At 41.7% G+C, this 25,665-nt stretch carries 23 protein-coding genes; 1 reads left to right on the top strand and 22 read right to left on the bottom strand.

Features of this window, described 5'->3' with window-relative positions:
• The 3 genes from CAN34_RS00785 to CAN34_RS00775 form a co-directional block, all read right to left on the bottom strand.
• Nucleotides 1–278 (bottom strand): hypothetical protein (locus CAN34_RS00785; protein WP_133063011.1); only part of this gene is annotated, 278 nt, incomplete at its 3' end.
• A gap of 274 nt (nucleotides 279–552) precedes the next feature.
• Complete coding sequence (rraA, locus tag CAN34_RS00780) at nucleotides 553–1,068, bottom strand: ribonuclease E activity regulator RraA (RefSeq protein ID WP_254423039.1); 516 nt, start codon at nucleotides 1,066–1,068, stop codon at nucleotides 553–555.
• A 129-nt stretch (nucleotides 1,069–1,197) separates the two neighbouring features.
• Nucleotides 1,198–1,899 (bottom strand): NAD-dependent epimerase/dehydratase family protein, encoded by a 702-nt coding sequence (locus CAN34_RS00775; protein WP_089554031.1) that lies wholly within the window; start codon nucleotides 1,897–1,899, stop codon nucleotides 1,198–1,200.
• 499 nt (nucleotides 1,900–2,398) lie between these two features.
• Here CAN34_RS00775 and rpsT point away from each other — a divergent pair, with 499 nt between their 5' ends.
• Complete coding sequence (gene rpsT / locus CAN34_RS00770) at nucleotides 2,399–2,665, top strand: 30S ribosomal protein S20 (protein ID WP_010200097.1); 267 nt, start codon at nucleotides 2,399–2,401, stop codon at nucleotides 2,663–2,665.
• A 126-nt stretch (nucleotides 2,666–2,791) separates the two neighbouring features.
• Here rpsT and CAN34_RS00765 read toward each other — a convergent pair whose 3' ends face one another.
• From CAN34_RS00765 to CAN34_RS00675, 19 genes are all read right to left on the bottom strand, one after another.
• Nucleotides 2,792–3,628, bottom strand: a complete 837-nt coding sequence (locus CAN34_RS00765; RefSeq protein WP_089554030.1) for a histidine phosphatase family protein — start codon at nucleotides 3,626–3,628, stop codon at nucleotides 2,792–2,794.
• Between the two features lie 177 nt (nucleotides 3,629–3,805).
• Nucleotides 3,806–4,603, bottom strand: coding sequence for a metallophosphoesterase (locus CAN34_RS00760; protein ID WP_089554029.1), 798 nt, complete (start codon nucleotides 4,601–4,603; stop codon nucleotides 3,806–3,808).
• 237 nt (nucleotides 4,604–4,840) lie between these two features.
• Nucleotides 4,841–5,539, bottom strand: coding sequence for an orotidine-5'-phosphate decarboxylase (gene pyrF / locus CAN34_RS00755; RefSeq protein WP_089554028.1), 699 nt, complete (start codon nucleotides 5,537–5,539; stop codon nucleotides 4,841–4,843).
• A 69-nt stretch (nucleotides 5,540–5,608) separates the two neighbouring features.
• Entirely contained in the window at nucleotides 5,609–6,019 is a 411-nt protein-coding gene (locus CAN34_RS00750) for a lipopolysaccharide assembly protein LapA domain-containing protein (protein ID WP_089554027.1), read from the bottom strand.
• Between the two features lie 161 nt (nucleotides 6,020–6,180).
• The gene (locus CAN34_RS00745; RefSeq protein WP_079692185.1) at nucleotides 6,181–6,489 is read right to left on the bottom strand and encodes an integration host factor subunit beta; all 309 of its coding nucleotides are present in this window, start codon (nucleotides 6,487–6,489) and stop codon (nucleotides 6,181–6,183) included.
• Between the two features lie 297 nt (nucleotides 6,490–6,786).
• A complete protein-coding gene (rpsA, locus tag CAN34_RS00740; protein WP_079692186.1) occupies nucleotides 6,787–8,478 on the bottom strand; it encodes a 30S ribosomal protein S1 in 1,692 nt (563 codons plus the stop codon).
• 324 nt (nucleotides 8,479–8,802) lie between these two features.
• Nucleotides 8,803–9,558 (bottom strand): (d)CMP kinase, encoded by a 756-nt coding sequence (cmk, locus tag CAN34_RS00735; protein ID WP_089554026.1) that lies wholly within the window; start codon nucleotides 9,556–9,558, stop codon nucleotides 8,803–8,805.
• Between the two features lie 160 nt (nucleotides 9,559–9,718).
• Nucleotides 9,719–10,255: a tRNA adenosine(34) deaminase TadA gene (tadA, locus tag CAN34_RS00730; RefSeq protein ID WP_254423038.1), complete on the bottom strand. Its 537-nt coding sequence runs from the start codon at nucleotides 10,253–10,255 to the stop codon at nucleotides 9,719–9,721.
• A 57-nt stretch (nucleotides 10,256–10,312) separates the two neighbouring features.
• Nucleotides 10,313–11,050 (bottom strand): uracil-DNA glycosylase, encoded by a 738-nt coding sequence (locus tag CAN34_RS00725; protein WP_089554024.1) that lies wholly within the window; start codon nucleotides 11,048–11,050, stop codon nucleotides 10,313–10,315.
• A 178-nt stretch (nucleotides 11,051–11,228) separates the two neighbouring features.
• Nucleotides 11,229–13,778 (bottom strand): ATP-dependent Clp protease ATP-binding subunit ClpA, encoded by a 2,550-nt coding sequence (gene clpA / locus CAN34_RS00720; protein WP_089554023.1) that lies wholly within the window; start codon nucleotides 13,776–13,778, stop codon nucleotides 11,229–11,231.
• A 703-nt stretch (nucleotides 13,779–14,481) separates the two neighbouring features.
• The gene (locus CAN34_RS00715; protein WP_089554022.1) at nucleotides 14,482–14,889 is read right to left on the bottom strand and encodes an ATP-dependent Clp protease adaptor ClpS; all 408 of its coding nucleotides are present in this window, start codon (nucleotides 14,887–14,889) and stop codon (nucleotides 14,482–14,484) included.
• Nucleotides 14,890–15,016: 127 nt separating this feature from the next.
• A complete protein-coding gene (locus tag CAN34_RS00710) occupies nucleotides 15,017–15,859 on the bottom strand; it encodes a hypothetical protein (protein ID WP_254423037.1) in 843 nt (280 codons plus the stop codon).
• 151 nt (nucleotides 15,860–16,010) lie between these two features.
• Nucleotides 16,011–17,078, bottom strand: a complete 1,068-nt coding sequence (argC, locus tag CAN34_RS00705; protein ID WP_089554020.1) for an N-acetyl-gamma-glutamyl-phosphate reductase — start codon at nucleotides 17,076–17,078, stop codon at nucleotides 16,011–16,013.
• 49 nt (nucleotides 17,079–17,127) lie between these two features.
• Nucleotides 17,128–18,264 (bottom strand): uroporphyrinogen decarboxylase, encoded by a 1,137-nt coding sequence (gene hemE, locus CAN34_RS00700; RefSeq protein ID WP_089554019.1) that lies wholly within the window; start codon nucleotides 18,262–18,264, stop codon nucleotides 17,128–17,130.
• Nucleotides 18,265–18,391: 127 nt separating this feature from the next.
• The gene (proB, locus tag CAN34_RS00695) at nucleotides 18,392–19,564 is read right to left on the bottom strand and encodes a glutamate 5-kinase (protein WP_079692196.1); all 1,173 of its coding nucleotides are present in this window, start codon (nucleotides 19,562–19,564) and stop codon (nucleotides 18,392–18,394) included.
• A gap of 71 nt (nucleotides 19,565–19,635) precedes the next feature.
• The gene (gene cgtA, locus CAN34_RS00690) at nucleotides 19,636–20,856 is read right to left on the bottom strand and encodes an Obg family GTPase CgtA (RefSeq protein ID WP_089554018.1); all 1,221 of its coding nucleotides are present in this window, start codon (nucleotides 20,854–20,856) and stop codon (nucleotides 19,636–19,638) included.
• A 261-nt stretch (nucleotides 20,857–21,117) separates the two neighbouring features.
• Nucleotides 21,118–22,563 (bottom strand): glyceraldehyde-3-phosphate dehydrogenase, encoded by a 1,446-nt coding sequence (locus tag CAN34_RS00685; RefSeq protein ID WP_089554017.1) that lies wholly within the window; start codon nucleotides 22,561–22,563, stop codon nucleotides 21,118–21,120.
• A 375-nt stretch (nucleotides 22,564–22,938) separates the two neighbouring features.
• Nucleotides 22,939–24,249, bottom strand: coding sequence for a lipocalin family protein (locus CAN34_RS00680; protein ID WP_089554016.1), 1,311 nt, complete (start codon nucleotides 24,247–24,249; stop codon nucleotides 22,939–22,941).
• A gap of 450 nt (nucleotides 24,250–24,699) precedes the next feature.
• On the bottom strand, nucleotides 24,700–25,665 hold a 966-nt coding region (locus tag CAN34_RS00675; protein ID WP_121509210.1), incomplete at its 5' end, for a thiamine phosphate synthase.

The following is a 25,665-nucleotide window of genomic DNA, read 5'->3' as shown; positions in this document are numbered from 1 at the left end:
TCATCATACGTCAGTGTCTCCCAATCGGGAAATACATAGGCATCGACCCCGCAAAACGCCAATTCCGTCTCTATTTGATTGAGCTGATTTTGGTCGCGTGTCACCACGACTTTGAGGCGGTCAGCAACATTCCATATCGGAGCCTGAACCAAACTTGCCAGCCATAAACTACTGACTGCACCATGTACAGGTGCTAGCCAACGCCGCTGAGCGTTTTGGATAGGGAATAACTGCTGGTTAATAGGGTCAAAGGCGTCAGTCAAAGCAGTGATAGGCATAGAGAATAGGATCAAAGTTAAAAGTCAGAAGGCTATTATACGAACATTTCAGCAATTACCAAAATTTATGCCGTAACGGTTTGTCACTCTAGTAGTTACTCAGAATAAAATAACCAATAAACACATAAGAAACAGACTTTTAGTCCTAGAAGCACTCATTAAACACAAAAATCCCAGCCTAGAAGCTGAGATTTTTAATATGTGTTTATCTTAGTTTTTAAGTGCTTAGTAAACTTCAAATTTCAACAAAAAGCTATGACGTAAAAAGCTATTATTATATTAGCGGTTTATCACTAGCGATAATGCCATTATTATCTGCGTAGATGAACATACCAGAGTTCAAAGTTAGGTCACCAAAACTAATTTCAATATCAGTCTGTCCTTCATCGCGGCGATTTGACTTACGCGGGATACAGCCAAGCGCCATTACCCCAAGCTCCATCTGCGCCATATCATCAACGTCACGAACACAGCCATAGACCACTACTCCAGCCCAACTATTATCTATCGCTGACTGAGCAATCATATCGCCTAACAGCGCGCAACGCACCGAACCACCACCATCGACGACTAATACTTTACCGTCACCATTTTGATCTTTACCATCGCTGTTGAGCAGTGATTTGACGCGGCTATTATCTTCAAAGCATTTTACCGTCACAATTTCACCGCAAAACCTGTCCTTGCCGCCAAAACTATAAAAAGACTTGCCTTCGATATTGGGCAAACAAACCTGTGATTCAGGGTTGGCATCTAATAAATCACAAGTCACAAAATTTTCTCTATTCATCGTTGCTGATTCTGGCATGGTCAGACTCCTTGTCTTTAATGGTTAAATTATTTTTATTTATCACTTCATTAGAATACTTAGGCTATTTGATATTTCAAATCCATCATAAAATGAAAGCGCATTTACAGCTTAATGTTTTACGCGAGTCATCGCAAGCATCTGCTTGTTTTCGATGATATCAACCGTTTTGACTATAGGTTCAGCGCGATATTTACTACGTTCATAGATATCATGCGCGCTCATTGCCATGGCACTAGCGACACGCTTAGCAGAAATAGGGTGCAGTGATAATGACTCTGACACAAAAGGTGAGATAAACTGAAAGGCCTTTTGACCCAGACTTTCAAGTGGTCGACCTTTGTGTTTGCCAAGTAATAATGAAGGACGAAAAACAACCAACTGCGCAAAATCTAACCCCATAATAGATTGCTCAGTTTCAGCTTTTACCCGATTATATAAAAAGCGACTATTGATATCAGCATTCATTGAAGATAATAAAAAGAAGTTTTCAACGCCTTTATCTTGGCAAAGCATAGCAAACGTTACATTATAATGATGGTCTACTTTTCGAAAGGCTTCATCACTACCAGCCTGCTTTTTTGTGGTGCCAAGGCAGCTAAAAGCATCGGTCTTTCGGTCAACGCCAACGCTGGCGAATATTTCAGCTAGGTTGTCAAAATCATTGACCTGATAAAAGCGCATGCTGGCATTAATGTAGCGTGGCGGACGCCGTGCAATCACAATTAACGTGTCATAAAGCTCACTAAGCTGCTTAACAAGATGCTGCCCTACCAGTCCTGTCGCACCAATTACAATTGCTTTTCGCTGCATATCCTGTCCATTTATATAGTGTGGGAAGATTTATGATGATGGAAAATGTGATGCTTGAAAGACCATCTCCAAAGCTTTTCACCTTAGTATCATACCTAAATTAATGGATAACTGAGGTTATTATGCAGCATTTATTGTAAGAGATTTTATCAGCTACGGAGTTTATTAAGCCAATAATCATGAAGAACGCCTTAATAGACCTCGAATAAATACCCAAAAAAACCAATCATCCATACAACAGCGTAACTTCTTTAAGCATTAATCATCAAATATATTGTTCTAAGCGTGATAATTTGCTAAGATAACCGGCTTTACACGTCAACGCTGTTTAATTATTCCAAACAGCCATGGCGCTTGCGGTGATCTATTGGTATTAGATAGTTTAATATTAGACATCGACATCATGTTTGACGAGACGGCTGCTCGTCACCGATGATGGTTAAACCTATTACTGTAATCCACATTCATATTATTATCTGTCTTTATCAAGGAGATTCGCGTGGCTAATACTGCACAAGCTCGTAAACGCGCCCGTCAAAACACCAAACGTCGTCAGAACTCTGCGTCACAACGCTCTATGGTTCGTACTTATTTGAAACGTGTTGATGCGGCTATCGCAGCTAAAGATTATGACGCGGCTACCGAAGCTTACAAAAAAGCGGTACCGGTTCTTGATCGTATGGCTGACAAAGGTATTATTCATAAGAATAAAGCTGCTCGTCGTAAGAGCCGCCTAAACAAAACAATCAAAGGCTTACAAGCTTAAGATTTATAACGTTTAGACCGCATCGCGCTTTATAGCATGATGACTAAAACCTTGTCACTGGTTCTAATACTGGGGCAAGGTTTTTTTATGCCTGTGTAAAAACATTCAATTCATAACAGAAAGTATTTATGTCCATTTTACTTCTGGTGGTAGTAATAGTTTGCTTGGATGGAATCCTGCAGCGCGATAGCCATCTAACAAGGTATGGATCGGGCGCACATAAACTTCGCCGCGCCAGACAAAATGTGCACTTGCTTGCTCAAACGGTTTGTCATCAAACCACAAAAATACCCCTTCCATCATCTTTGGCCAGTCGTTCCAATCAATCTCTACCACATCGAACATCACCGCTAAAAATGCAGATAGCAAGGTATCATGACTGACGGCCAGCATAAGATGCCCATGCTGCGGCTGATTTTGATAAAAAAGCGATAAAATATCGAGACCACCTTGATAGGCGTTTTTGGTACCTTCAAGATTGCCCTGTAAGAATCGGTTGATAAAGTTTAGGACGCCAATTTCTTTAAATATTGGATTGGCAATGTCAGGCTCAGTCACTAGGCTACCAGGCTCAACCAATAATGACTGGTGCGAGATATCTCGGCGCAGCCCTGCCCCTTCTTGCATCAACTGCGCGGTATCGATACAGCGACCAATCGGACTTGAAATGCTATCGACATCGAGTGAATATGGCAGATGCCCTGATAACCAACGACCCCAAGACTTTGCTAATACGCGGCCTTTGGGTGTTAGTGGTAGCTGATAACTGGCAAAGCCATTACCATCAGAGCGCTCGCGTAGAGAGTGTCTGGTAAATAAGATCAGTCGCTTATCTTCAGGCAATAAGCTCACCGAAGAAATCATACTATCAGGTAGGTGTGAAGGCGCTGGCGCACTTGGAGTATGACTTGCAAGCGTCTCAGCGGATAGTTTCGACAAAGTATCATTAGTATTTTTGCTCATGGTAGCAAGCGTAGCAGATTTTTTGACAAGAATGAACAAAATACAAAGCCAGTTGCAATATAAGCTACCATTACTATAACTAGGTGTGCTCGGAGAAATATGGTCAGAGAAGTGTGGTCAGTATCGGAAACTCGATTCTGCTAATAGCAGAAATTTTTTATCACTATTAAACCCTCTCTAATCGATATCGACCACTTTGTCCCATGCAAACGCCAACGCCGTACTACTGACCTCGTTAGGGTAAGCTCGTGGATTCACAATCACCCGCGTATTACCAATACGGTAATCGAAGGCTTCGTGCGTATGTCCATGTATCCATAGCGTCGGTGCCCAATCTTCGTGCATCCATCCAGACAAATCACTAACAAAAGCAGCATTGCTCGGTAGATTGGCATATTTCTCAGACACTGATAACGGGCTAATACTATGATGACTCATCACCACGGTTTTTTTACCCAAGTCTTTAGCGGTTATTAGTGCTTGCTGGAGCCATTGCCGTTGTACCGCATGGATTTGCATCGATACTTCAGGTGAAAATAGCTCGCTACCTGCATAAATCTGTTTGTAGTCACGCATAAAACGTGAAGCCGCCGCCATGGTATCTTCGTTGGCTTGATATTGATAGTCCGTCCATAGCGTACAGCCTAAGATACGCATATCACCAATATCGATATGCTGACATTGCAGAAATCGAACGCCTTGCTTCGACTCCATATTATAGTTATCCCAAGTGGCTAACTTTTTATCAAAATGTAGCACATCTTCATTGAAGTATTCATGGTTGCCCGCGATAGTGATTAGAGGCACTTGTAAACGCGCTGCTTGCTCTTGTAGCCATAGCATACCACTATCGCTATTTGCGGTGTCTCCCGCTACTAGCACCATATCTGCGTCAGTCTTAGGGATGTGTCCCATCGGATGCGACTGACGAGCATAACTGTCAATATGTAAGTCACTCAAAATCTGTAATTTCATATGATCCAATATTATCAATAATGTGATTTCCAAAAGCGAGTGTAAAAGCTACCTCTAGTAGACTGAGCAAGTTTGAACAGCCAGTCATACTTTTTTGGAATTGGTATGAGCATAAATCTAATTAGTTTAGCACCTTTTCACCGACTGGCAAAAAGTAAAAAGACAGCGATTTAGGCTGTCTTTTTAAATAACTTTATCTCAAAAACCTTATTTTTTATTCAATTGTGAAATCTATTACTAAATACTTTGGAGAATCTTTTGCAGTTTAGTAGCAGGATCTGTGGCCTGGGTAATTGAGCGCCCAATCACCAAGTAATCAGAGCCATCACTTAACGCTTGTTTCGGTGTACAAATACGTTTTTGATCATCTGTATTGTCATCTAACAGACGAATACCAGGAGTAATCAGTTTGAAATCATGACCACATAAGGCTTTAAGCGTTTTTGCTTCCCGTGCTGAGCAAACCACGCCATCAAGACCAGCCTGCTTGGTCAATTGTGCCAATCGGCTCACTTGTGTATCCAAGCCGTCAGTGACACCCGTTTGAATAAGTGCCTCGTTGTCCATGGAAGTCAGAACGGTGACTGCAATCAATAGTGTCTCAAAATTACCGTCTAATAAACGTTGTTTTGCCAATGACATTGCTTCTAAGCCAGCGCTTGCATGGACATTAACCATCCATACGCCAAGCTCAGCGGCAGCCAATACTGCCTGTGCGGTAGTATTAGGAATATCATGGAATTTTAAGTCTAAAAACACTTCAAAATGACGCTGATGTAACGCCTTGACTATCTCAGGACCACAGCGAGTAAACAGCTCTTTACCTACTTTTAATCGACATAATGCCGGATCTAATTGGTCAGCTAGCGCAAGAGAGGCATCTTTCGTCATGTTGTCTAATGCGACGATGACTGGAGAATTGATTGCATTATTCATAGTTATGGCACTTTATGTCAGATTTATCAAATTAAGTATAAAAATTATCAGCAAAAACACATCATTTAATCAATAATCTCGCTTTTGCTTGGTTAAGCTTGTACCTTCGTCCAAATTGTCTGCTGTCGCATCTTGTACATTGGCAGCAGTTGCACCATAGACTGCTTCTTCTACTGTTGGAGAATTGGCTTGGCGGTCAATAACGATATTGGCTTGTGTTATCTGCTCTTGCAGGTTGGCATTCGCTTTTTGTAGACGCGAGATTTCCCACTTGTTTTGTAGGACACGAAAGATAAGCAACGCTAATAAGATACCAATCACGATACCAAGCATGAGACAAAGTATCAGTAGCAACCCTAAATTCATCGTAGGTGCTTGTGAAAACAGTAAATTTACCCCAACGTCAGTATTGTTTGCCAATACCAAACCAAGCGAATAAGCAAAGCTCAAAAACAGTAACACGAACAATAAAAAGCGCATTAGACGTATCCTTAAGTTTTTAATAATACAAACAGTTTAACAAAAAAATTGGTCATACTACTTGCTGATTACGATTATATGTTGCCCAGTATTCTATCTCAATAAAAATAGACTCATACTTTAGTGGTAAAATATTTTAATCTTCTCAAATCTCAGTTACTTTACTGACCGCTTGCAACTCTAGCATTGACCGCTTCACGTAGTGCTTTACCAGGCTTAAAATGTGGAATTGCTTTGGCAGGTACTGGTACGCTTTCACCTGTTTTAGGATTGCGCCCCATACGTGCCCGACGATGATGGAGACAAAAACTACCAAAGCCGCGCACCTCTACTCGACCATCATTGGCTAAAGTATGGGTCATCAAATTTAATATTTCGCGTACTGCGTCATCGACGATGATATCCGTCATATTGTCACAATTTGCACTCAGGTTACTAATAAATTCGGACTTATTAATTGGTTGCTGCATTATCACGCTTGCCTTGTTGATTAATGGATAAGATGACTGTAAGCCAAGACCCTATAAATTATCAAATCATTGCTAATAAATATTGATTTAACTGTTCATATATTATGATTTGATTTTAGGTTCACATTTCGTTACTCAATGTTGCAAATGATAGCGGATATTGATGTAAATGGAAATAAGAGTTTCCCCATTTAAAAGAAATCCTCATACATTATTATGAATACCAAAATTTAATCGCAAAAAAAGCGACCGGAGTCGCTTTCTTTTTATATTATAATACGATCAACAGTATATCGCTTACTGCATTTGTTCTTTGATCAAGTCACCAATAGTTTTTGGTTGGGCATCAGAACCGGCAGTAGTACTAGTCGTGCTAGTGCTGCTTAGCTCTTTAATCGCTTGACGCTCTTCAGCTTCGTCTTTCGCTTTGATTGACAAGCTGATGTTACGTGTTTTGCGATCAACACTGATGATTTTAGCTTCAACATCATCACCAACAGCTAGATGCTTGGTAGCATCTTCAACGCGGTCACGTTGAATCTCAGAGGCACGTAGATACGCTTCAACTTCATCAGCAAGTTCGATAGTAGCACCTTTAGCGTCTACTTCTTTCACTTTACCATTAACGATAGCACCACGATCATTGTTGACTAGGTATTCGTTGAATGGATCTGAAGTTAGTTGTTTCACGCCTAGGCTGATACGGTTGGCTTCTGAATCTACAGACAATACCATTGCTTCAACGGTGTCGCCTTTGTTGTAGTTACGGATAGCATCTTCACCAGTTTCATTCCAAGAAATGTCTGATAAGTGAACCAAACCATCAATACCGCCATCTAGACCAATAAAGATACCGAAGTCAGTGATTGACTTGATCGTACCAGTGATTTTATCACCGCGCTCATGTTTCTTATCAAACTCATCCCATGGATTGGCTAGAGTCTGTTTGATACCTAAGCTGATACGACGACGTTCTTCATCGATATCAAGAATCATTACTTCAACTTCATCACCCACTTGGACAACTTTTGATGGATGAATGTTTTTGTTGGTATGATCCATCTCTGATACGTGTACTAAACCTTCGATACCCTCAGAGATTTCAGCGAAACAACCATAATCAGTCAAGTTGGTTACGCGAGCTTTAACAACGCTACCCACTGGGTATGTGCCGCCAACGTTATCCCAAGGATCAGTACCAAGTTGTTTTAGACCTAGGCTTACGCGATTGCGTTCACGGTCAAACTTCAATACTTTAACTTTTAGGTCTTGACCAACTTCAACTACTTCAGATGGATGCTTGATACGGCGCCATGCCATGTCAGTGATGTGCAATAGACCATCAATACCACCAAGATCAACGAACGCACCGTAATCAGTTAGGTTCTTAACGATACCTTCGATCTCGATACCTTCTTCAAGCTTGTTCAATAGCTCTTCGCGCTCAGCTGAGTTTTCAGCTTCCATAACGGCACGGCGACTAACCACAACGTTGTTACGTTTTTGATCAAGTTTGATAACTTTAAATTCTAACTCTTTGCCTTCTAGATGCGTCGTATCACGGATAGGACGTACATCTACTAAAGAACCTGGTAAGAACGCGCGTACTGAACCGATATCTACGGTAAAGCCGCCTTTTACTTTGCTAGAAATAATACCTTTTACAATCTCATCATTATCAGAGATTTTTTCAAGGAAATTCCAAGTCTCAACGCGTTTGGCTTTTTCACGTGACAGTAAGGTTTGACCCATACCGTTATCAACCGCTTCAACCACAACATCGACACTATCGCCAACTTCAACTTCGAGTTCGCCTTCTTCGCTTAAAAACTCTTCACGAGCGACGATACCTTCAGATTTCAGACCAGTATCAACAGTGATCCAGTCGTTATCGATGGCCACAACAGTACCGGTGATAACCGAGCCACGCTCGATATCCAGACCTGTTTCTTCGATGCTCGCTTCAAATAGTTCAGCAAATGATTCCATTATGTCTACCTTTGTATAGCCGTATCCTGTCCAGCACAGTACGGATCAAATGTATGATTGCATAAAACGAGAATACTGGTTTTATATCTTATACAGTCATATAAAAAAACGTTTGTTGGTAATAAGCGAATTATTTAGCGAACTCACTAACAACAACTGTCTTATATTAGAATGCTTTATATTTTTAATTGATATCTTTTAAATTGATATTCTTGTAAATAGTGTTTTTTATAACTTTCTAAAGAACATTGACTTTTACTACTGTAATTTTATACTAAAATTAAACCCATAGGAAACCTTTTAGTACTTACTATGTTGTTTTTATTACTTATTAAAGCAAATACCTTTATCCTGACAATGTCTCTTAATTAGCTCATAAACCGCATCAGCGTCTAAGTTGGAGCTGTCTAGTACTAGCGCATCTTCTGCAGGCTTTGATGGTGCAATCGTACGATTTTCGTCACGATCATCACGTGCTTTAATCGTCGCTAAAATCGCTTCGAAATCTGCTGTTTGACCAGCATTCAGTAGCTGTGTTACACGGCGCTCGGCACGCGCTTCAGCACTTGCAGTTAAAAATACTTTAACGTCAGCGTCTGGGAACACGACTGTACCCATATCACGACCATCAGCAACCAATCCTGAACGAGTTGCCATATCTTGCTGCAGCTTTAACAATGCTTGGCGAACGCTTGGAAATACCGCAATCAGCGATGCATAACCGCCAATTGTCTCGTTACGAACTTGCTCACCTACTGCATCGCCATTCACAACAATATCGACACGTCCAGAATCATTGTTAGGTACAAAAGCAATCTCTAAGCTTTCCGTTAACGTTAAGACAGCCATCTCATCAATGGCTTGGCTGGCATCTGCAATAATCAATCCAGCTTCAAAGGCTTTGAGTCCGACGATACGATATAACGCACCCGAGTCAAGCAGCTGATAACCCAATGCTTGTGCTAAGCGCCACGTAACTGTACCTTTCCCTGCGCCACTTGGCCCATCAATACAGATAACAGGATAGCGTAATGACGGCATTCCACTATTATCGTTAGCATCAGAGATAGAAACAGTCATAACACTCACTTAATGGTCGGCATTGCTTATAGAGCAATAAACAAAGCGGTTTTTACTTATTTATCAAATGCTTGTAAGTCAAACAATCTATTAGCAAGCAAATAGGGCAATATTATAGCAAACAAACCTCCCTATCACTAGCGGCAAGAATATTATCTTGTTAATTGATTATACTGCCTTTGCTTTTTGCTAATTTTCGGCGCTCACGAAAAAACGTTTTGAGCATTTGACTGCTATGCTCACTACATAAACCTCTATGAACTTGAATGTGATGATTATAAAAAGGCTGCATCGGTAAGTTTATTTGACTACCGACCATACCTGCCCTTGGCTCACTTGCCGCATATACTAGCCTATCTACGCGCGCATGGATCAGCGCACCCACACACATGGTACATGGCTCTAAGGTGACATATAAAGTTGTCTGTAGCGGCAAGCGATAATTCTTTAAGCGCGCACAAGCTGCTCTTAACGCTACAATCTCAGCATGAGCAGTCGCATCATGGCGTCCGATAGGTTCATTAAACCCTTGACCAATCATTTGCTGGTTATGTACCAGTATCGCTCCTACTGGCACCTCCCCATGCTCAGCGCCTGTTTTAGCAAGTTTAAGCGCTTGTTGCATCCATTGAACATCTTCAACCGACCAAAATATAGCCGTTTTAATCTGCTCACCTATTAGCGTATTAACATTCATAAATGGGCTATCTATTAACTTATAAGGTGATAAATTGATGTCTAGAAAATTAGTCATTTATTGTGGTAACTGCCAGTCAATAGGTTTTTGACCATACTGTACCAAATAATCATTGGTCTTTGAAAATGGCTTAGAACCAAAAAAACCACCACGGTTAGCAGCCAGTGGCGATGGATGTACAGCCGTTAAAATAAGATGTTTTTCCGTGTTGATATATTTACCTTTTTTCTGGGCTTTACTACCCCACAAAATAAATACCGTATGCTCTGTTTGCTCGTTAATCACATCAATTACAGCATCGGTAAACTGCTCCCAGCCTTTATTTTGATGACTGTTTGGCTCGCCTTCTCTCACAGTCAAAGAGCTGTTAAGCAATAGCACACCTTGCTGTGCCCAGTGACTTAAATCACCATGCGCTGAATAACTGGTACCGATATCATCTGCCATCTCTTTGAGTAGGTTATTCAATGACGGGGGTTTCGGAATGGCTTTAGGTACAGAAAAAGACAGCCCCATTGCTTGTCCTGGACGATGATAAGGGTCTTGCCCTAAGATGACGACTTTCACCTGAGATAAAGGTGTCAAGTTAAAAGCATTAAACATTAGCGGTGCTGGTGGATAAACACTCTCATCTGCTTGATAAGCATCCTGTAAAAAGGCACGTAGACTATCCATATTGTCAGAGGTTAATTCTTCTGCCAACGCATTTTTCCAATCTTCTGGTAAGCGCACATTGTCTAAAATTGCTTGCTTTTGCGCGGCTGTTTTTGTCGGCTGTACGTCGAATAATTCCATAATAGCGCCTGTTTTATTTGTTATAGGATAGATAAAAGATTTACGGTCATATCGTATGACTCATCTTAAAGTTGATACTAGCAAAATATTGGTCTGACTGTCTGATAAATAATAGCAATAAAAAAACGGCTACCGCGATAACAGGGTAACCGTTCTTATAATATTACTACTAGAAGACTTAGCTTGCTAATGACTCAGAGTCTGGGTGTGGCTCATGGGTTTCGACGACTGTCAAAATTATGCGACTGTCTGCCGAACCTTTATCTGAAGACTTATTAAGCTTTACAGTATCACCCTCTGATACTTCTGGCTCTAAGGTCAAATGTACTACCCCGCCGTTAACCAAATCACCAAATAAAATCATACCTGCCAATGGTTTTTTGATCTCATCTTGAATCAGACGCTGCATCGGACGTGCGCCCATTAGGCGATCATAGCCTTTATCAGCTAAGTAATCACGTACTTCATCATCAATCTCTAAAGTGACTTGCTTATCATCGAGCTGTACTTGTAGCTCAACCAAGAACTTATCGACCACTGATACCACTACTGACGTATCTAACGGGTTGAATTGAATGATGGCGTCGAGACGATTACGAAATTCAGGGGTAAAGACGCGTTTGAGCGACTCAGTATTGTCACGGCTATGATCTTGCTGGGTAAAGCCCATAGAAGAGCGGCTAATACTATCAGCACCAACGTTGGTAGTCATAATAACGATGACTTGCTTAAAGATAGCAACCCGACCGTTATTATCCGTCAGTGTACCGTGATCCATCACTTGTAATAACAAGTTGAAGACATCTGGATGCGCTTTTTCTATCTCATCAAACAACAATACGCAATGTGGATGCTGATTAATCTTTTCAGTAAGTAGACCGCCTTGATCATAACCCACATAGCCTGGCGGCGCACCAATCAAACGTGAAGCGGTATGCGATTCCATGTACTCTGACATATCAAAGCGTACTAATTCAACGCCCAGCAATTTTGCCAGCTGACGTGATACTTCTGTTTTACCAACCCCTGTCGGTCCGGCAAACATGAATGAACCAATTGGCTTATCTGGTGCTTTTAGACCAGCACGTGATAATTTAATCGCATCAGCAAGGGTCGCAATAGCTTCATCTTGCCCAAATACTAAGTGCTTGAGATCACGATCTAAATGCTGAAGAATACTCTTATCATCACTGGACACTGACTTGGGTGGAATACGCGCAAGCTTAGCAACAATAGCTTCAATATCTGCCACATCGATTTTTATCGGTGCGCGCTTAGCTTTTGCTTTTTTATGCTCAGCAGATTTCGCCCGATCATTTTCTTTTGCAAGATTAGCTTCATCTTGCATCTCATTAGTAGCTTCACTGTCAAGGTTATCAATATCGCTATCAATACCTTCATCATCAGCGTCAATTTGCGCATCAAAGTCTTGCTCTAAATTGGCGATAAAGCTTTCTTCTGCCTCGATATCATCTGTATCAGCTACGATACCTAAGCGCTTATAGGCTCCCGCCTCATCAATGACATCGATTGCTTTATCTGGCAAAAAGCGCTCATGGATATGTTTGGCTGATAATTTTACTGCGGTGACCAACGCTTCATCGGTATATTCGACGTTATGGAACTCTTCATAGCGCGGTTTAAGGCCACGTAAAATATCGATGGTATCATCCACACTTGGCTCTTTCACATCAATTTTTTGAAAACGACGTGATAATGCATGGTCTTTTTCAAATACCTGACGATACTCGGTAAAGGTTGTTGAACCAATACAACGCAGTTCACCATTGGCAAGTGCCGGCTTAATCAAATTCGACACATCCATATTGCTGCTCATTGACGAACCTGCGCCAATAATCATATGAATTTCATCAATAAACAAAATAGCATTAGGCTTTTTCTTAAGCGCATCAAGCAGCGACTTCATACGTTTTTCAAAGTCACCGCGATACTTAGTACCGGCGATCAACGAACCAATATCAAGGCTATAAATCACACAACCATTCAGCGGCTTTGGCGCTTTATCATTGATAATGAGCCACGCCAATCCTTCAGCAATAGAAGTCTTACCGACACCAGGCTCACCGACCAGCAATGGATTGTTTTTGCGGCGGCGACAGAGTACTTGCGCTGCCCGCTCAATCTCAGGACCACGTCCAATGAGCGGGTCAGTTTTACCTTCTGCTGCTCGCTGGTTTAAGTTGGAGGCAAATTCCACCAAGGGATCTTTACTGGTTTTCTCTGAGGCGCTACGGCGCTCTCCAGTCATAGAAGCACGTGGCTCAGATGGCTCGTCTTTATCTTGACCATGCGATAAGTACTGGGTCAGCTCAAGACGGCTAATACCCTGCTTTTTAAGTAAATAAACCGCATAAGTATCATGTTCTGAAAACATAGAAACCAAAATATCTGACCCTTCAACCAAACGACCACCACCAATAGACTGTACATGAAAAATGGCGCGTTGCAGGATGCGATCAAAGCTTTGAGTCGGCTGCGGTGATTGCTCCGTATCGGCATCGACTGTTGGTGTGTGCTTATTGATATAGGCTTCAAGTTCGCTACGCAATGCTGAGACATTCGCATTACAGGCCGTCAACGTATTGGCAGCGTGGGTATTTTCTAATAGTGCCAGTAATAGATGTTCAACAGTGAGATACTCATGCGATTTTTGGCGCGCAAGTGTCATTGCTAAACGCAAAGAAACTTCAAGATGACGACTTAACATAAGGAATTCCTACGGTTGTGCCTATCTTTATAATTGATAGCGTTATGAATGAGTTAGTAAGTCAGGGCGATAGATGGATTGTTCAAGGGCGATATTAGTATTATTAAGAGAGATTATTAAATGGCGACTTCCATAACTCGAATATTATTCTTACTTCCCTTTATCTCAACATGATACTCAAGCAGAGTCAATCTAATAAAACATACTAAAATGTATCGAAGTATCCTGCGAGCATTTTTTGAAAAGATGCTATCAATAAAGGATATTGTTAATCTGACAGCAATAAAAACTACGGAACGATTTGGATAGCCCAAAGGCAGAGTGAAAATTGGCATCATACTAAAAAACGAAGCAATAAAGAAAAAGAGTATTAAATAGCCGTTGTTGGCGCAGCATTTTTAATAAAAGACTCTAGACAGCAACTTTAAATATCCAAGCAAACAAAGGTAGCATTTGCTTTAATAAATAAGCGTGTACTTTAATATATAGGGCGGTATGAGGTAGAAATCAAGTCTATAACAAGAAAGTAGGCGCAAACTTAGGAGGCAATAATTGGTAGGATTTAGAAAAGAACAAGATTTTTAGAGCAAGCGGGTCAATGATTGATTGAACTTACTCTAAAAAAATACTACAAGGTTAAAGGTTGATCATAATAAATGGAAAAATTCGAAGTAAAAAAGGTCTTATGCTAAGCTAAAATTAGCTACTCACCTTGATGTGGCTCGATTTGAGTCAGCAGCGGATAACCTTCACGATGGGCAAGGCTGTTCACTTTTTTGGCTTTAGTTTCAGCAATATCTTTAGGGTAAATCCCAGCGATACCTTTACTGGTATTATGAATGGCCAGCATAATCTCAACGGCTGAATCCATACTATGGCGAAATTCAGACTGCAAAATATGGACGACAAACTCCATTGGGGTGTAATTGTCGTTATACATCACCACGGCATACATTGGTGGTTTGGCCACTTCTGGTTCTGCTACCAAAACATCAGCCTGTGGCGACGTTTCACCCTCTGGCTCACCATCTTGACCACAATGTAGGGGCATACTAGGAAAGTGCCAATCTGAATTGATTGGCGTCGCTGATAATATCGTTTGTTTTATCATAATTAGAATACAAATGCATAGGTAGGTTTAATGAATAAGTGTATTTACAACTGAAGAAAATAAGGTTAAAAGAGATGAGTAAAATCCTGCGAGGCACATGCACATGGCTATCAGTTATAACTCCACCCTAAGGTTCAATAGGGCTTTTATCAACCTCTGGTAAATCTAAAAGTGATAATGGCATACTATCAACTTTAGCACCAAGCTTCCAATCATACAGCTGTTCGACTTCTTGACCGCCAGCTTTTAAGCTCAGCTTTGCTTGTAAAGGTTTAAAGCCTGATGGCATCGTAAAGCGACCACGTATACGAGCAACGCCTTCAATAGTATAGCTGACTGGGTCTAATGGCACTTCTACGAAATCATCATCGTTAAGCAATGTCAGCGTTGGCTTTAAACGTTTGGCTTTGCCGTCACTCGCGAGCATACCGACATCAAAGCCATATTCAAAGGCATTTTCAGGCAGTGGTTCAATCTTTGCGCCAAGTACCTGCAAAGGCATGCCACCTTTTTCACTAAGAAGCTCGGCATAGATGTCGTTCAGCTGCGCCACTTGTTTGTTTTCAACGGTTAGCGCTTGCTGATTTTCGCGTAACTCTTTTAAGTTCGCCAAACTTATTTCTAACTCTTGCTTGGCTGTAGCAGCCTCATTGGTCACTATTTTATTACTGATACGCAAATCTTTAAGCTCTTGCGTCGCCTCTTTACCCGTGATGACCGCCTGCTTGGTTTCAGTTTGCATCGAATGATAACCACGCTGATAACCAATTTTGTGACCAAATAATAATCCAACGATCGCCGTGACCAGTATCGCAACCACAAATAGCGCCAACACCGCGGTAGAAGCACCTTGTTGTGTATTACCAAGGCTTTGGCTCTTTATAAGATTGTTTTTTATAGGATGATCTTGGTTATCATAAGAGATATATGGACTGCGCTCCAAATCATAAGAAACAGAGTCTTGGCACATTGTATGTGCGGGCTGTGAGCAAAAGTATCGTACACTCTTAAAACGCATCTAGACGGTATCTCTTAACAGGAAAGGCAAGTTATTATAGCGGAATTTATAATCAATACCTAGCAACATAAACAGCAATGATTTGAGCATAAACAAACATCTGTTAAGGAATGATAGGCGCAAAGTTCAAACCCTGTGTTTCATCGAAACCAAACATCACATTCATATTTTGTACCGCTTGCCCAGCTGCACCTTTTACCAAATTATCTTGAACGACAATAACGGTCAATTCAGCACGCTCATTGTCTTGATGGACAGCAATACGTAACCGATTACTGGCACGCACACTGCGGGTATCTGGATACAACCCTTTTGGCATCACATCAATAAACGGCTCTGACGCATAGCTTTTCTCAAATACTGGTTGCCAATCAATGGCAGCACCAGCCTCAGTAAGCTCCATATGAATAGAGCTCAGCATCCCACGTATCATCGGTACAAGATGGGGTAAAAAACGAATACGATGAGCAAAATGGCTCTCTAGTAACTGGGCAACGCCCTGCTCAATCTCTGGCAAATGACGATGACCTTCAACGCTATAAGCCTTAAAATTGTCTGTGGTTTCAGCATAATTGAGCGCGATACTTGCTTGGCGACCCGCACCAGAAACGCCAGATTTTGCATCGATGACGATACGCGACTCAATGAGCTGTTTTGCCTGCTGATTTTGTGTATCTATGATGGGTTTTAAACCCAAGATAGCTGTGGTTGGATAGCAACCAGGATTACCAACGATCAAAGCACTCGCGATTTTGTCACGATTAATCTCAGGTAAGCCATAAACAGCTTTTTTTAGTAGCTCAGGACAAGCATGCGATTGCTGATACCAGTGTTCAAAATCCGCCAATGACTGCAAACGAAAATCCGCGGCCAAATCAATCACTTTTACGCCTGCTTGAGTAAGCGCTTCTGCTTGCTTCATCGCCACACCATGCGGTGTTGCAAAAAACACGACATCACACTTTTGTAATGTCGCCAGCGTATTGTCACCTAAATCACTAAAAACAATGTCTGATATACCGCGTAAACTTGGGAATATCTCATCAGCGCGGGTGCCCGCTTCGCTACGTGAGGTTAGCAAATCAATAGACACCTCAGGGTGGGCGGATAATAAGCGAATCAGCTCAATACCCGTATAACCTGTGCCACCGACAATCGCTGCTGAAATCATAAGATATTCCTTTTTCTTTTATTTTTTACGTTACTTCTTAAAGTTTTTTCTAAATTTTATAATCATGTACCGCATCGATAAATACTTTGGCATTATCGGGATTGACCCACTGAGTAATACCATGACCTAAGTTTGCTACATAGCCAGTTTTTTCGCCATTAGCGTAGGCACTATCGAGCATCGCATTGACTTCGGCACGGATAGTCGCAGGTGAGCCATATAAGGTAGCTGGATCTAAATTACCTTGGATGGCTTTGCTACTTTGTAGCTTTTTATGCTGCTTAGTCAACTGACGCTGACTTTCGGTCAATACTTGACGGGCACGATCTAGCGGCATGGTCCAGTCTAAACCCAAAGCATCAGCTTCGCTATCCGCTTGGATATCCAGCCATAATCCGCCGCCCTTGGTGAATAATACCACTGGTATGTCGGGATGGCGTACCTTTAGCTCAGCGACGATGCGTTTATTATACGCATGAGAGAAATCAATAAACTGACGATGACCAAGCGCTCCGCCCCAGCTATCAAATATCTGTAAAATTTGAGCACCAGCGACAACTTGTGCATCTAAATAATCAATGACAGACGTCGCTAACTTATCTAGTAACTGATGTAAGAACTCAGGATTACTATATAAAAAGCCTTTGGTATAACGATAATCTTTTGAGCTGCCGCCCTCAATCATATAAGTAGCCAGTGTCCACGGACTACCAGAAAAACCGAATAACGGCACTTGTCCATTTAGCGCTTTACGAATGCTGGTCACCGCACGCATGACATAATCAAGGGAGTCATTGACATCAAGCACAGGCAATCTATCTAAATCTGCTTGCTGACGGATAGGATGTTTAAACTTCGGTCCTTCACCAGCTTCGAAGTATAAGCCCAAGCCCATTGCATCAGGAATGGTCAAGATATCACTAAATAAGATGGCTGCGTCCAAATCCATACGACGTAGAGGCTGCAAAGTCACTTCAGTGGCACGAGCGGTGTCTTTGCACAGACTCATAAAATCACCCGCTTCAGCACGGGTCGCTTTATACTCTGGTAAATAGCGACCGGCTTGGCGCATCATCCAAACTGGCGTGGTATCGATCGGCTCAAAACGTAGCGCACGTAGCAATCTATCATTTTTTAAAGGCGCAAAGTTCTGCTCGAGCGAATTATTATTGTCTGAAGCACTCATGTACAAATCTCCAAAACAGCACTGTATGTCACAAAAAGGCATACAACACTGGATAAATTACGTTAAAGGAAAGAATATTAAAGCGCTTATTATTAAAATATTTATAGCTTAATAAATAATAAGTTTTTTACATCGTCAATGCTAAGTTATCACGGTGTACCATGACCACGCGCTCTTCATTGTTACCAAGGATTCTATCGAACTGCTCAGTACGCTCGCGAGCAACACGGCAAGCATCCCGAGAGGAGAAGTTAACTTGACCAACCGCTATACGCTCGCCCGTATCTTGATGGACGATTTCAACCACATCGCCTTCATCAAAATCACCACGCACTTCAGACACACCAACCGGTAACAAGCTTTTTTGATGCTCGACCACCGCTTTTGCTGCACCCGCATCAACAATTAAAGAGCCTGACATACGCAAATGCGCAGCCAACCACTGTTTACGCGCAATAATTTTATCTTGATCATTGGTGGTCAACAAGGTGCCAACTGCTTCGCCTGATACCACACGGGTAATCACATCATCGATAGCGCCACTCACGATCACCGTCGGACAGCCACCCATTGCTGCAAGCCGACCTGCACGAATTTTGGTCAGCATACCACCGCGCCCAAGCTTGCCGCCATCACCGGCGATATCAAACAAATAATCAGCCATAGCACGCTCTTGACGGATCATTTTTGCATGAGGATTATGACGTGGGTTGTCAGTAAAGACACCTTCTTGATCGGTTAAGATAATGTACAAGTCGGCATTAACCATCGCCGCTGCCATTGCCCCTAAGGTATCATTATCACCAAATTTAATCTCATCAATGGTGATGGTATCGTTCTCATTAATCACCGGTAGCACGCGCCATTCTAATAATTGCGTCAGCGCACCAGTGGTATTAAGATAACGGCTGCGGTTAGACAAGTCATCATGGGTCAGCAATAACTGCGAGCTTTGAATGCCGTGTTGAATCAATGCTGACCACCACGTTTCAATCAAACCCATCTGACCAATAGAAGCACAGGCTTGTAATGCCGCCAGTTTTTTGGGACGCTCCTCAAGATTCATGCGAACCACGCCTTCAGCAACAGCGCCTGAAGATACGAGCAGTACTTCAACGCCTTGCTTATGGAGCTTAGCGATCTGCTTTGCCCACTCGTAAATGGCAGTTCGATCAAGCCCTCGACCATTATTGGTTAATAACGATGAGCCAATCTTGACAATAACGCGATGAATATCAAAGTTGCGGGCTTGTTTAACAAACCTTGCTTCTTCGGTCGTGTTCTCTATGTCAACTACCATATAAACTCCTGTTGCTAGGGTAAATTAATTACGGTGATTCATTTAAAAAATATATGCAAACATCAATCAACTTAAGGGGCATAAACCACTTCGACGCCATCTTCATCATCATCGAGATCATCAAAGTCATTATCGATTAAATCTGTACCTTCACGTTGAGCTTTACGAGCAGCACGATAGGCTTCTCGCTGTGCTTCAGTATTGAGACGCACTTCTACTTCTAAGCGCTCAAAGCGTGCTTTTTGTGCCTCAGCAAAGATAGGATCTTCAATTTCACGCTCACGTTCACGCTCAATCTCATTCATCAAATGATATTTAACAGCATCAGTACCTTCACCCATTAGGGTTGAGGTACGGAATACGTCTCCTGTCCAACTAAGCTCGGCGACGATATGCGTACAAAGCACATTCAATTCTTCTTCATCAATAATCTGATCAATTTTATTCAATATTAAAATTTGCGGTAAATTAGCCAGTTCAGGCGAAAAGCGCTCAAGCTCATTTAAGATAACACGGGCATTTTCTACTGGGTCACTGCCATCGATTGGCTTCACGTCAACCAAGTGTAGCAGACGGCGAGTACGAGCAACATGCTTTAAGAAGCGAATACCAAGTCCAGCCCCTTCTGAGGCGCCTTCGATTAAACCCGGAATATCAGCCATTACAAACGAGCGATGACGACCGATATCGACCACACCCAAGTTTGGCACTAGGGTAGTAAATGGATAGTCAGCAACTTTTGGTCTAGCAGCAGAGACTTGGCGGATAAAGGTCGATTTACCTGCATTCGGTAAACCAATTAAGCCAACATCAGCCACTACTTTTAGCTCAAACTTAAGAACTTTTAGCTCACCTTCAAAACCTGAAGTGGCTTTACGCGGCGCTTGGTTGGTAGAGCTTTTAAAATGGGTATTACCCAAACCACCATCACCGCCTTTGGCAATGAGTAAAGTCTGACCAATCTCAATCAAATCACCCAACACTTCATCTGTTTCGGTATCAACTACTGTAGTACCAATAGGCACCGGTAAAAAAAGATCATCAGAACCCTTGCCTGAACAGTTTCTACTATGACCATTCTCAGCTCGCATGGCGTCGTGACGACGTGTATAACGATAGTCAACTAGGGTGTTGGTGTTATCCTCTGTAATGACATAAATATCTCCGCCCTTACCACCATCACCACCATCAGGACCACCGCGCGGGACATATTTTTCTCGGCGAAAACTGGCGATTCCGTTACCACCGTCACCTGCTTTTACCGTTACGACGGCTTCATCAATAAATCGCATCTTACGTTCCTTAATTTACAATCCAGTTTATAAACTGGTTACAGCCAACGACTGCGTTTTAGGTTTTAGCTATATTGTTCAGACAAAATTATTGCAACAAATTTCATGTTCGCACTTAGCGTCTATTATGACAACAACACCCGATAACCAATCGGACTATCGGGTGCTTAAGTATTATATTTAACATTATACCGACTTATCTAAGATACAACCTACTGCGGCATAACTGTTCTTACCGTAGCGCTTATAGATGCAGACGTTTTATGCTGGAATCTGAGTGTAGCTGATGCCTGCCATTTGCGTCGCTAAACGTAATACTTGCGTACTATAGCCTACTTCATTGTCATACCAAATATAAACAATAGCATGATTGTCAGTAAGGATAGTCGCTTGGGCGTCAACGATACCCACATGAGTATCACCTACAAAATCAGTTGATACCGCTTCTGTAGAGTCTGTATAAGCAATCTGTGTTTGCCATTGACTGCTATTGGATACTTTACGCATGAACTCATTTAACGCATCAGCACTAGCTGGCGCTGTTTTAAGATTTAAGTTTAAAATCGCTAAGCTAACGTTTGGCGTTGGCACACGAATTGCATTACCGGTCAATTTACCACTCAGCTCTGGTAATGCTTTACCTACGGCCTTGGCTGCACCAGTACTAGTAATAACCATATTCAATACCGCACTGCGGCCACGGCGATCGGCTTTATGATAATTATCAATCAGATTCTGATCATTAGTAAACGAATGAATCGTTTCAACATGACCATTTTCGATACCATACTCATCGTTCAACACTTTTAGCATTGGCGTAATCGCATTAGTGGTACAGCTTGCGGCGCTAACGATAGTATCATCACCAACGGTGTCATTATTCACACCATAAACGACGTTTTTAATCTCACCACCAGCAGGAGCCGTTAGCAACACTTTTTTCACGCCTGTAGATTGCAGATGCTTACCAAGACCAGCTTCATCTTTCCAGATACCGGTATTATCGATTACTAACGCATTGTCGATACCATAAGCCGTATAGTCGATATCACTTGGATCGTTGGCGTAGATAATTTGTACGAAGCGGCCATTGATAATCAGACCGTTGTTTTCATTATCGACAACCACTCCACCTGCAAAGCTACCATGAATTGAATCACGCTCTAGCAATGAAGCACGCTTAGCTAAGTCGCCAGCTGCCGCAGGACGGACGACAATGGCTTTCAACTGCATACCTTTGCTGCTTGACGCTTGTGATAATAATAGACGCGTTAAGATACGACCGATACGACCAAAACCGTATAGCACAACATCAGTTGCACCATTGATAGCGCCTTTGGTGTTATCAATTGACTGTAACGCTGCTTGTAAATCACTGTCATTAGCAATCAGCTGACCAACATCGATACGAGTAGCTTGAATATCTTTATTCTCTGCTAGCACTTTAACCATCGCTAACGTATCGGCGATATCGATAGCATTAGCGCCTTGGTCACGCAGCGCTACTTTTTGATGCAGTGCCAATATTTGGCCCACTGAATTTGTGTCTAGCGTATCACCAAACAAAGTCACTTGCACATCTTGCTCGTTATAGAGCTTATTCAATAGCCCCATAAGCTCAATCGCTTGTTGCTCTTGATTGTTGTAGTTGCTCAAGTGGTCTTGATGTAATTGGCGTAAAGTATCAGCGTTACTCACGAGAAACATCCTTATGGTCAGTATTAGGGAATCAGTAAAGTATGAAGAAAGATCAATAAATCGGTTATATATAGTCTAAGCGACAACTCTATTTAGTCTAACGGACGACTATTGTCATCGGTTATTATCGTCAGAGTATTTAGATAAGCTAGATTTTAGCTTAAAACGCCTTATTTTGCTAGTGATAACCATTCTGTCTAACTTATAAGCTATTTAATAGCGATAGGATCTTTATAAGCAAAATAAAGGCAGCCTATGATGCTGCCTTATTATAAAGCGACTTAATTATGAAGCGACTTGAAACTTCCTTATAACATGATAAATATAAGCTTTTTAACTGACTGTTATTAAGCTGCTGTAAAGCCTTCAATAACTATTAAACTTCTAGGGAACCAGGCTGACCGTTTGATTGGTCTGCGGGGTTAGCTTAAATTCTTTTAAATCATAACCCTGTTGCTGGGCGATTTGACGGTATTTAGCATAGGTTTCCTGACTTACATTTGGCGAACGAGCCAGCAGCCATAAATATTTTTTATTAGGTGCGCCGACTAACGCAGTTTTATAGTCTTCATCACGTGCTAATATCCAATAATCTGCACGCCCTACAGGTAACCAGCGAATCCATGAAGGTAAAAACGTTACTTTTAGCTTACTGCCAGTAGCGTCAGCTGGTTTGGCTATACCTTCCGCAGTAATACCGGAACCATCTTCAGCTTTGCACTGATTAATAACCTTAATACCTGAGCCATCTGTTTTTTCGACATAGGTGGCCGTTACATCGCTGGCACAATTACGCTGGAAATACATCGGTAAGCGACCTATCTCATACCAAGTGCCTGCATACTTTTTGAGATCGACGCTATCCACCGTAGTGGGTGTATTGGCAGACTTATGAATAATGCTACTGGGTTTAATCGCTAGCGTTTCTAGTGAGGTTTTATCATTGGTGGCGGCAGCAGTCGGCGCAGTTACCGGTGGCGAAGCCGCGTAAGCTGAAAATGCTGCTAACGGTATAATAATGGCGAGAGCGATACCTGTATGCTTAATAAGACCATTCATAAATATGCGCTCCGGTATCTCTGCTATGCCTGACTTGGCATTTTCAAAGGAAGTATTGTTATTTGATCTGGATTCATTTTTTTTAGATAAGCTTGTAAGATTGTTAATATGATCTTCTACAATATCGTCTTCCACAAACAGCGGCGTTGATGATTCTGGATACGTATCAATATCTGCGTAGCCGCTACTTTGCTTTTCTTTAAGGCTATGAGCTTTTTTATAGGTATTACTCATATAAGAGCTTGCAGTATTATTACTTGCAGCACTGTTGCTTGCAACACTATTACTCATGCTGCTGCCTTTACTATCGCTGACTTTGAAATTGCTTTTCTTAACCACTGCAGACTCTTTTGACTTTGTAATGCTTTTATATCCATAAGAGCTGGTTTGTATAGACGTGCCTTTCATCAAATGATTCGAGCATTCGTCGTTACACTCTTGATTATTATAGCTAGCGTCATTACTGGCATGACCAACATTACCCACTTGTGACGCACTATCTTTATGTAGATAGTCTTTATATGGATAGTCTTTATGTAGATAATACTTTGGTAGCTGACCAGTCTGCTGATGCGATTGAGAACCAGCTGCCTGAGAATCAGACCATGCTGACTTCGGTAACTTAGTGGTTTTCATAGTGATACCATTAATTAATAGTGATTGTTAGAGATTCTTTATTTATTAGATAAGTACAAGATAATTTTCAAAATCACTTTCACGATAAAAGACGAATGAGTGAAAATTAAACTTTGTTATAATCTTTAAGAGTCGCGGCGATAGATAAATAACTTACCTATACAAAAACTGATTCAGCGACCTTTATTAATTTAATGATTTATATTAATGGCAAAATCACTATCAAAACAGTGTAGCAATGTAGGAAAACGCAACGGTTTGTAAGCAATTCTATATTTAGACAATAAAACGAACACATAATGACTGACTGGGTAAATATATTTAAAATCAAGGATTTATTCTATGCAATTATGCGCTTTTATTCACCGTACAGCTGCTTTATACCCTGAGGTGAGCAGTGTCTGCGCCACTTTCTTAGTGTAAGAACGGCTTTAAAAATGGCTTTAAAGACTACTTAAAAAATTGACGAATCCCAGCAACTGCAATACCACCATGTAGCATTGCTTGCTCGTTCATCGCCGGTGACAAACCACCCAAACCAATGACTGGCATATCCGCTAACTCTGCCAACTCTGACCAAGCCTCCCAACCAAGTGGCGTCACATCAGGATGGGTTTGAGTGAACAATACAGGCGATAAAAATATAGCGATGACTGGTGATAGTTGCTGTTGTAGACGCGCGCCAGCCAACTGATTGGCTGCATCAATGCTATCGGCATTATGACAACTGACTATTAATGGCAAACTTGAAGATATCGTGCCGTTAGATACCTTGTCTTTCTCAGCGCTACTTAGCCATTGCATGAGTTGCCTATGTGTTAAGTGCCTCGCAATAATTTGGCTGTTCATTGTTGAATTTTCAGTTTTTAAAAGCTGGCAATTTGCCCTATTAGAATCTGGATGATAAGGCACAATTGCTTGGACATCAGCTCGTAATTGCAGTAATTGCGCTGTACTATCTTTACTACCCTCTAAGCCTGCTGCTTTGATTCGGACATAAACCCAAGCTTCTTCCGCTAAATGCTCTTTGTGATACGTTAACCACGCTGCCATCGGTTGAGGAGAGTCACTAAAGTGTGCCAATGGATAAGTAATGGCTAGTTGCGCTGGCAATCGTAACCAGTCAAGAATCGTCTTATTGGCCGCTGGCAGATGGTAATCGCCTGCCAGTAACTTTGATTTATCTACCCAGCTTAACGCCTGACCTTCTAGACCATGGCTGCAATGCCTATATTGCTCGTATTGTAGCGCCGTCATCTCAATACGATAGACCTGTAGGCAGACTTGCTTATCACCGTAATCGTGGTGCAGTCGCCCAAGCTTAACGGCGATATTACTATTAATATCCATACCTGTCTCTTCGGCAACTTCCCGTATGAGCGCTTGTTTGGCGGTTTCGTTGTGCTCTATTTTGCC

Source organism: Psychrobacter sp. DAB_AL32B (genome assembly GCF_002224105.1).
Taxonomy (GTDB): Bacteria; Pseudomonadota; Gammaproteobacteria; order Pseudomonadales; family Moraxellaceae; genus Psychrobacter.
This window is presented reverse-complemented; position numbering and strand designations above follow the sequence as displayed.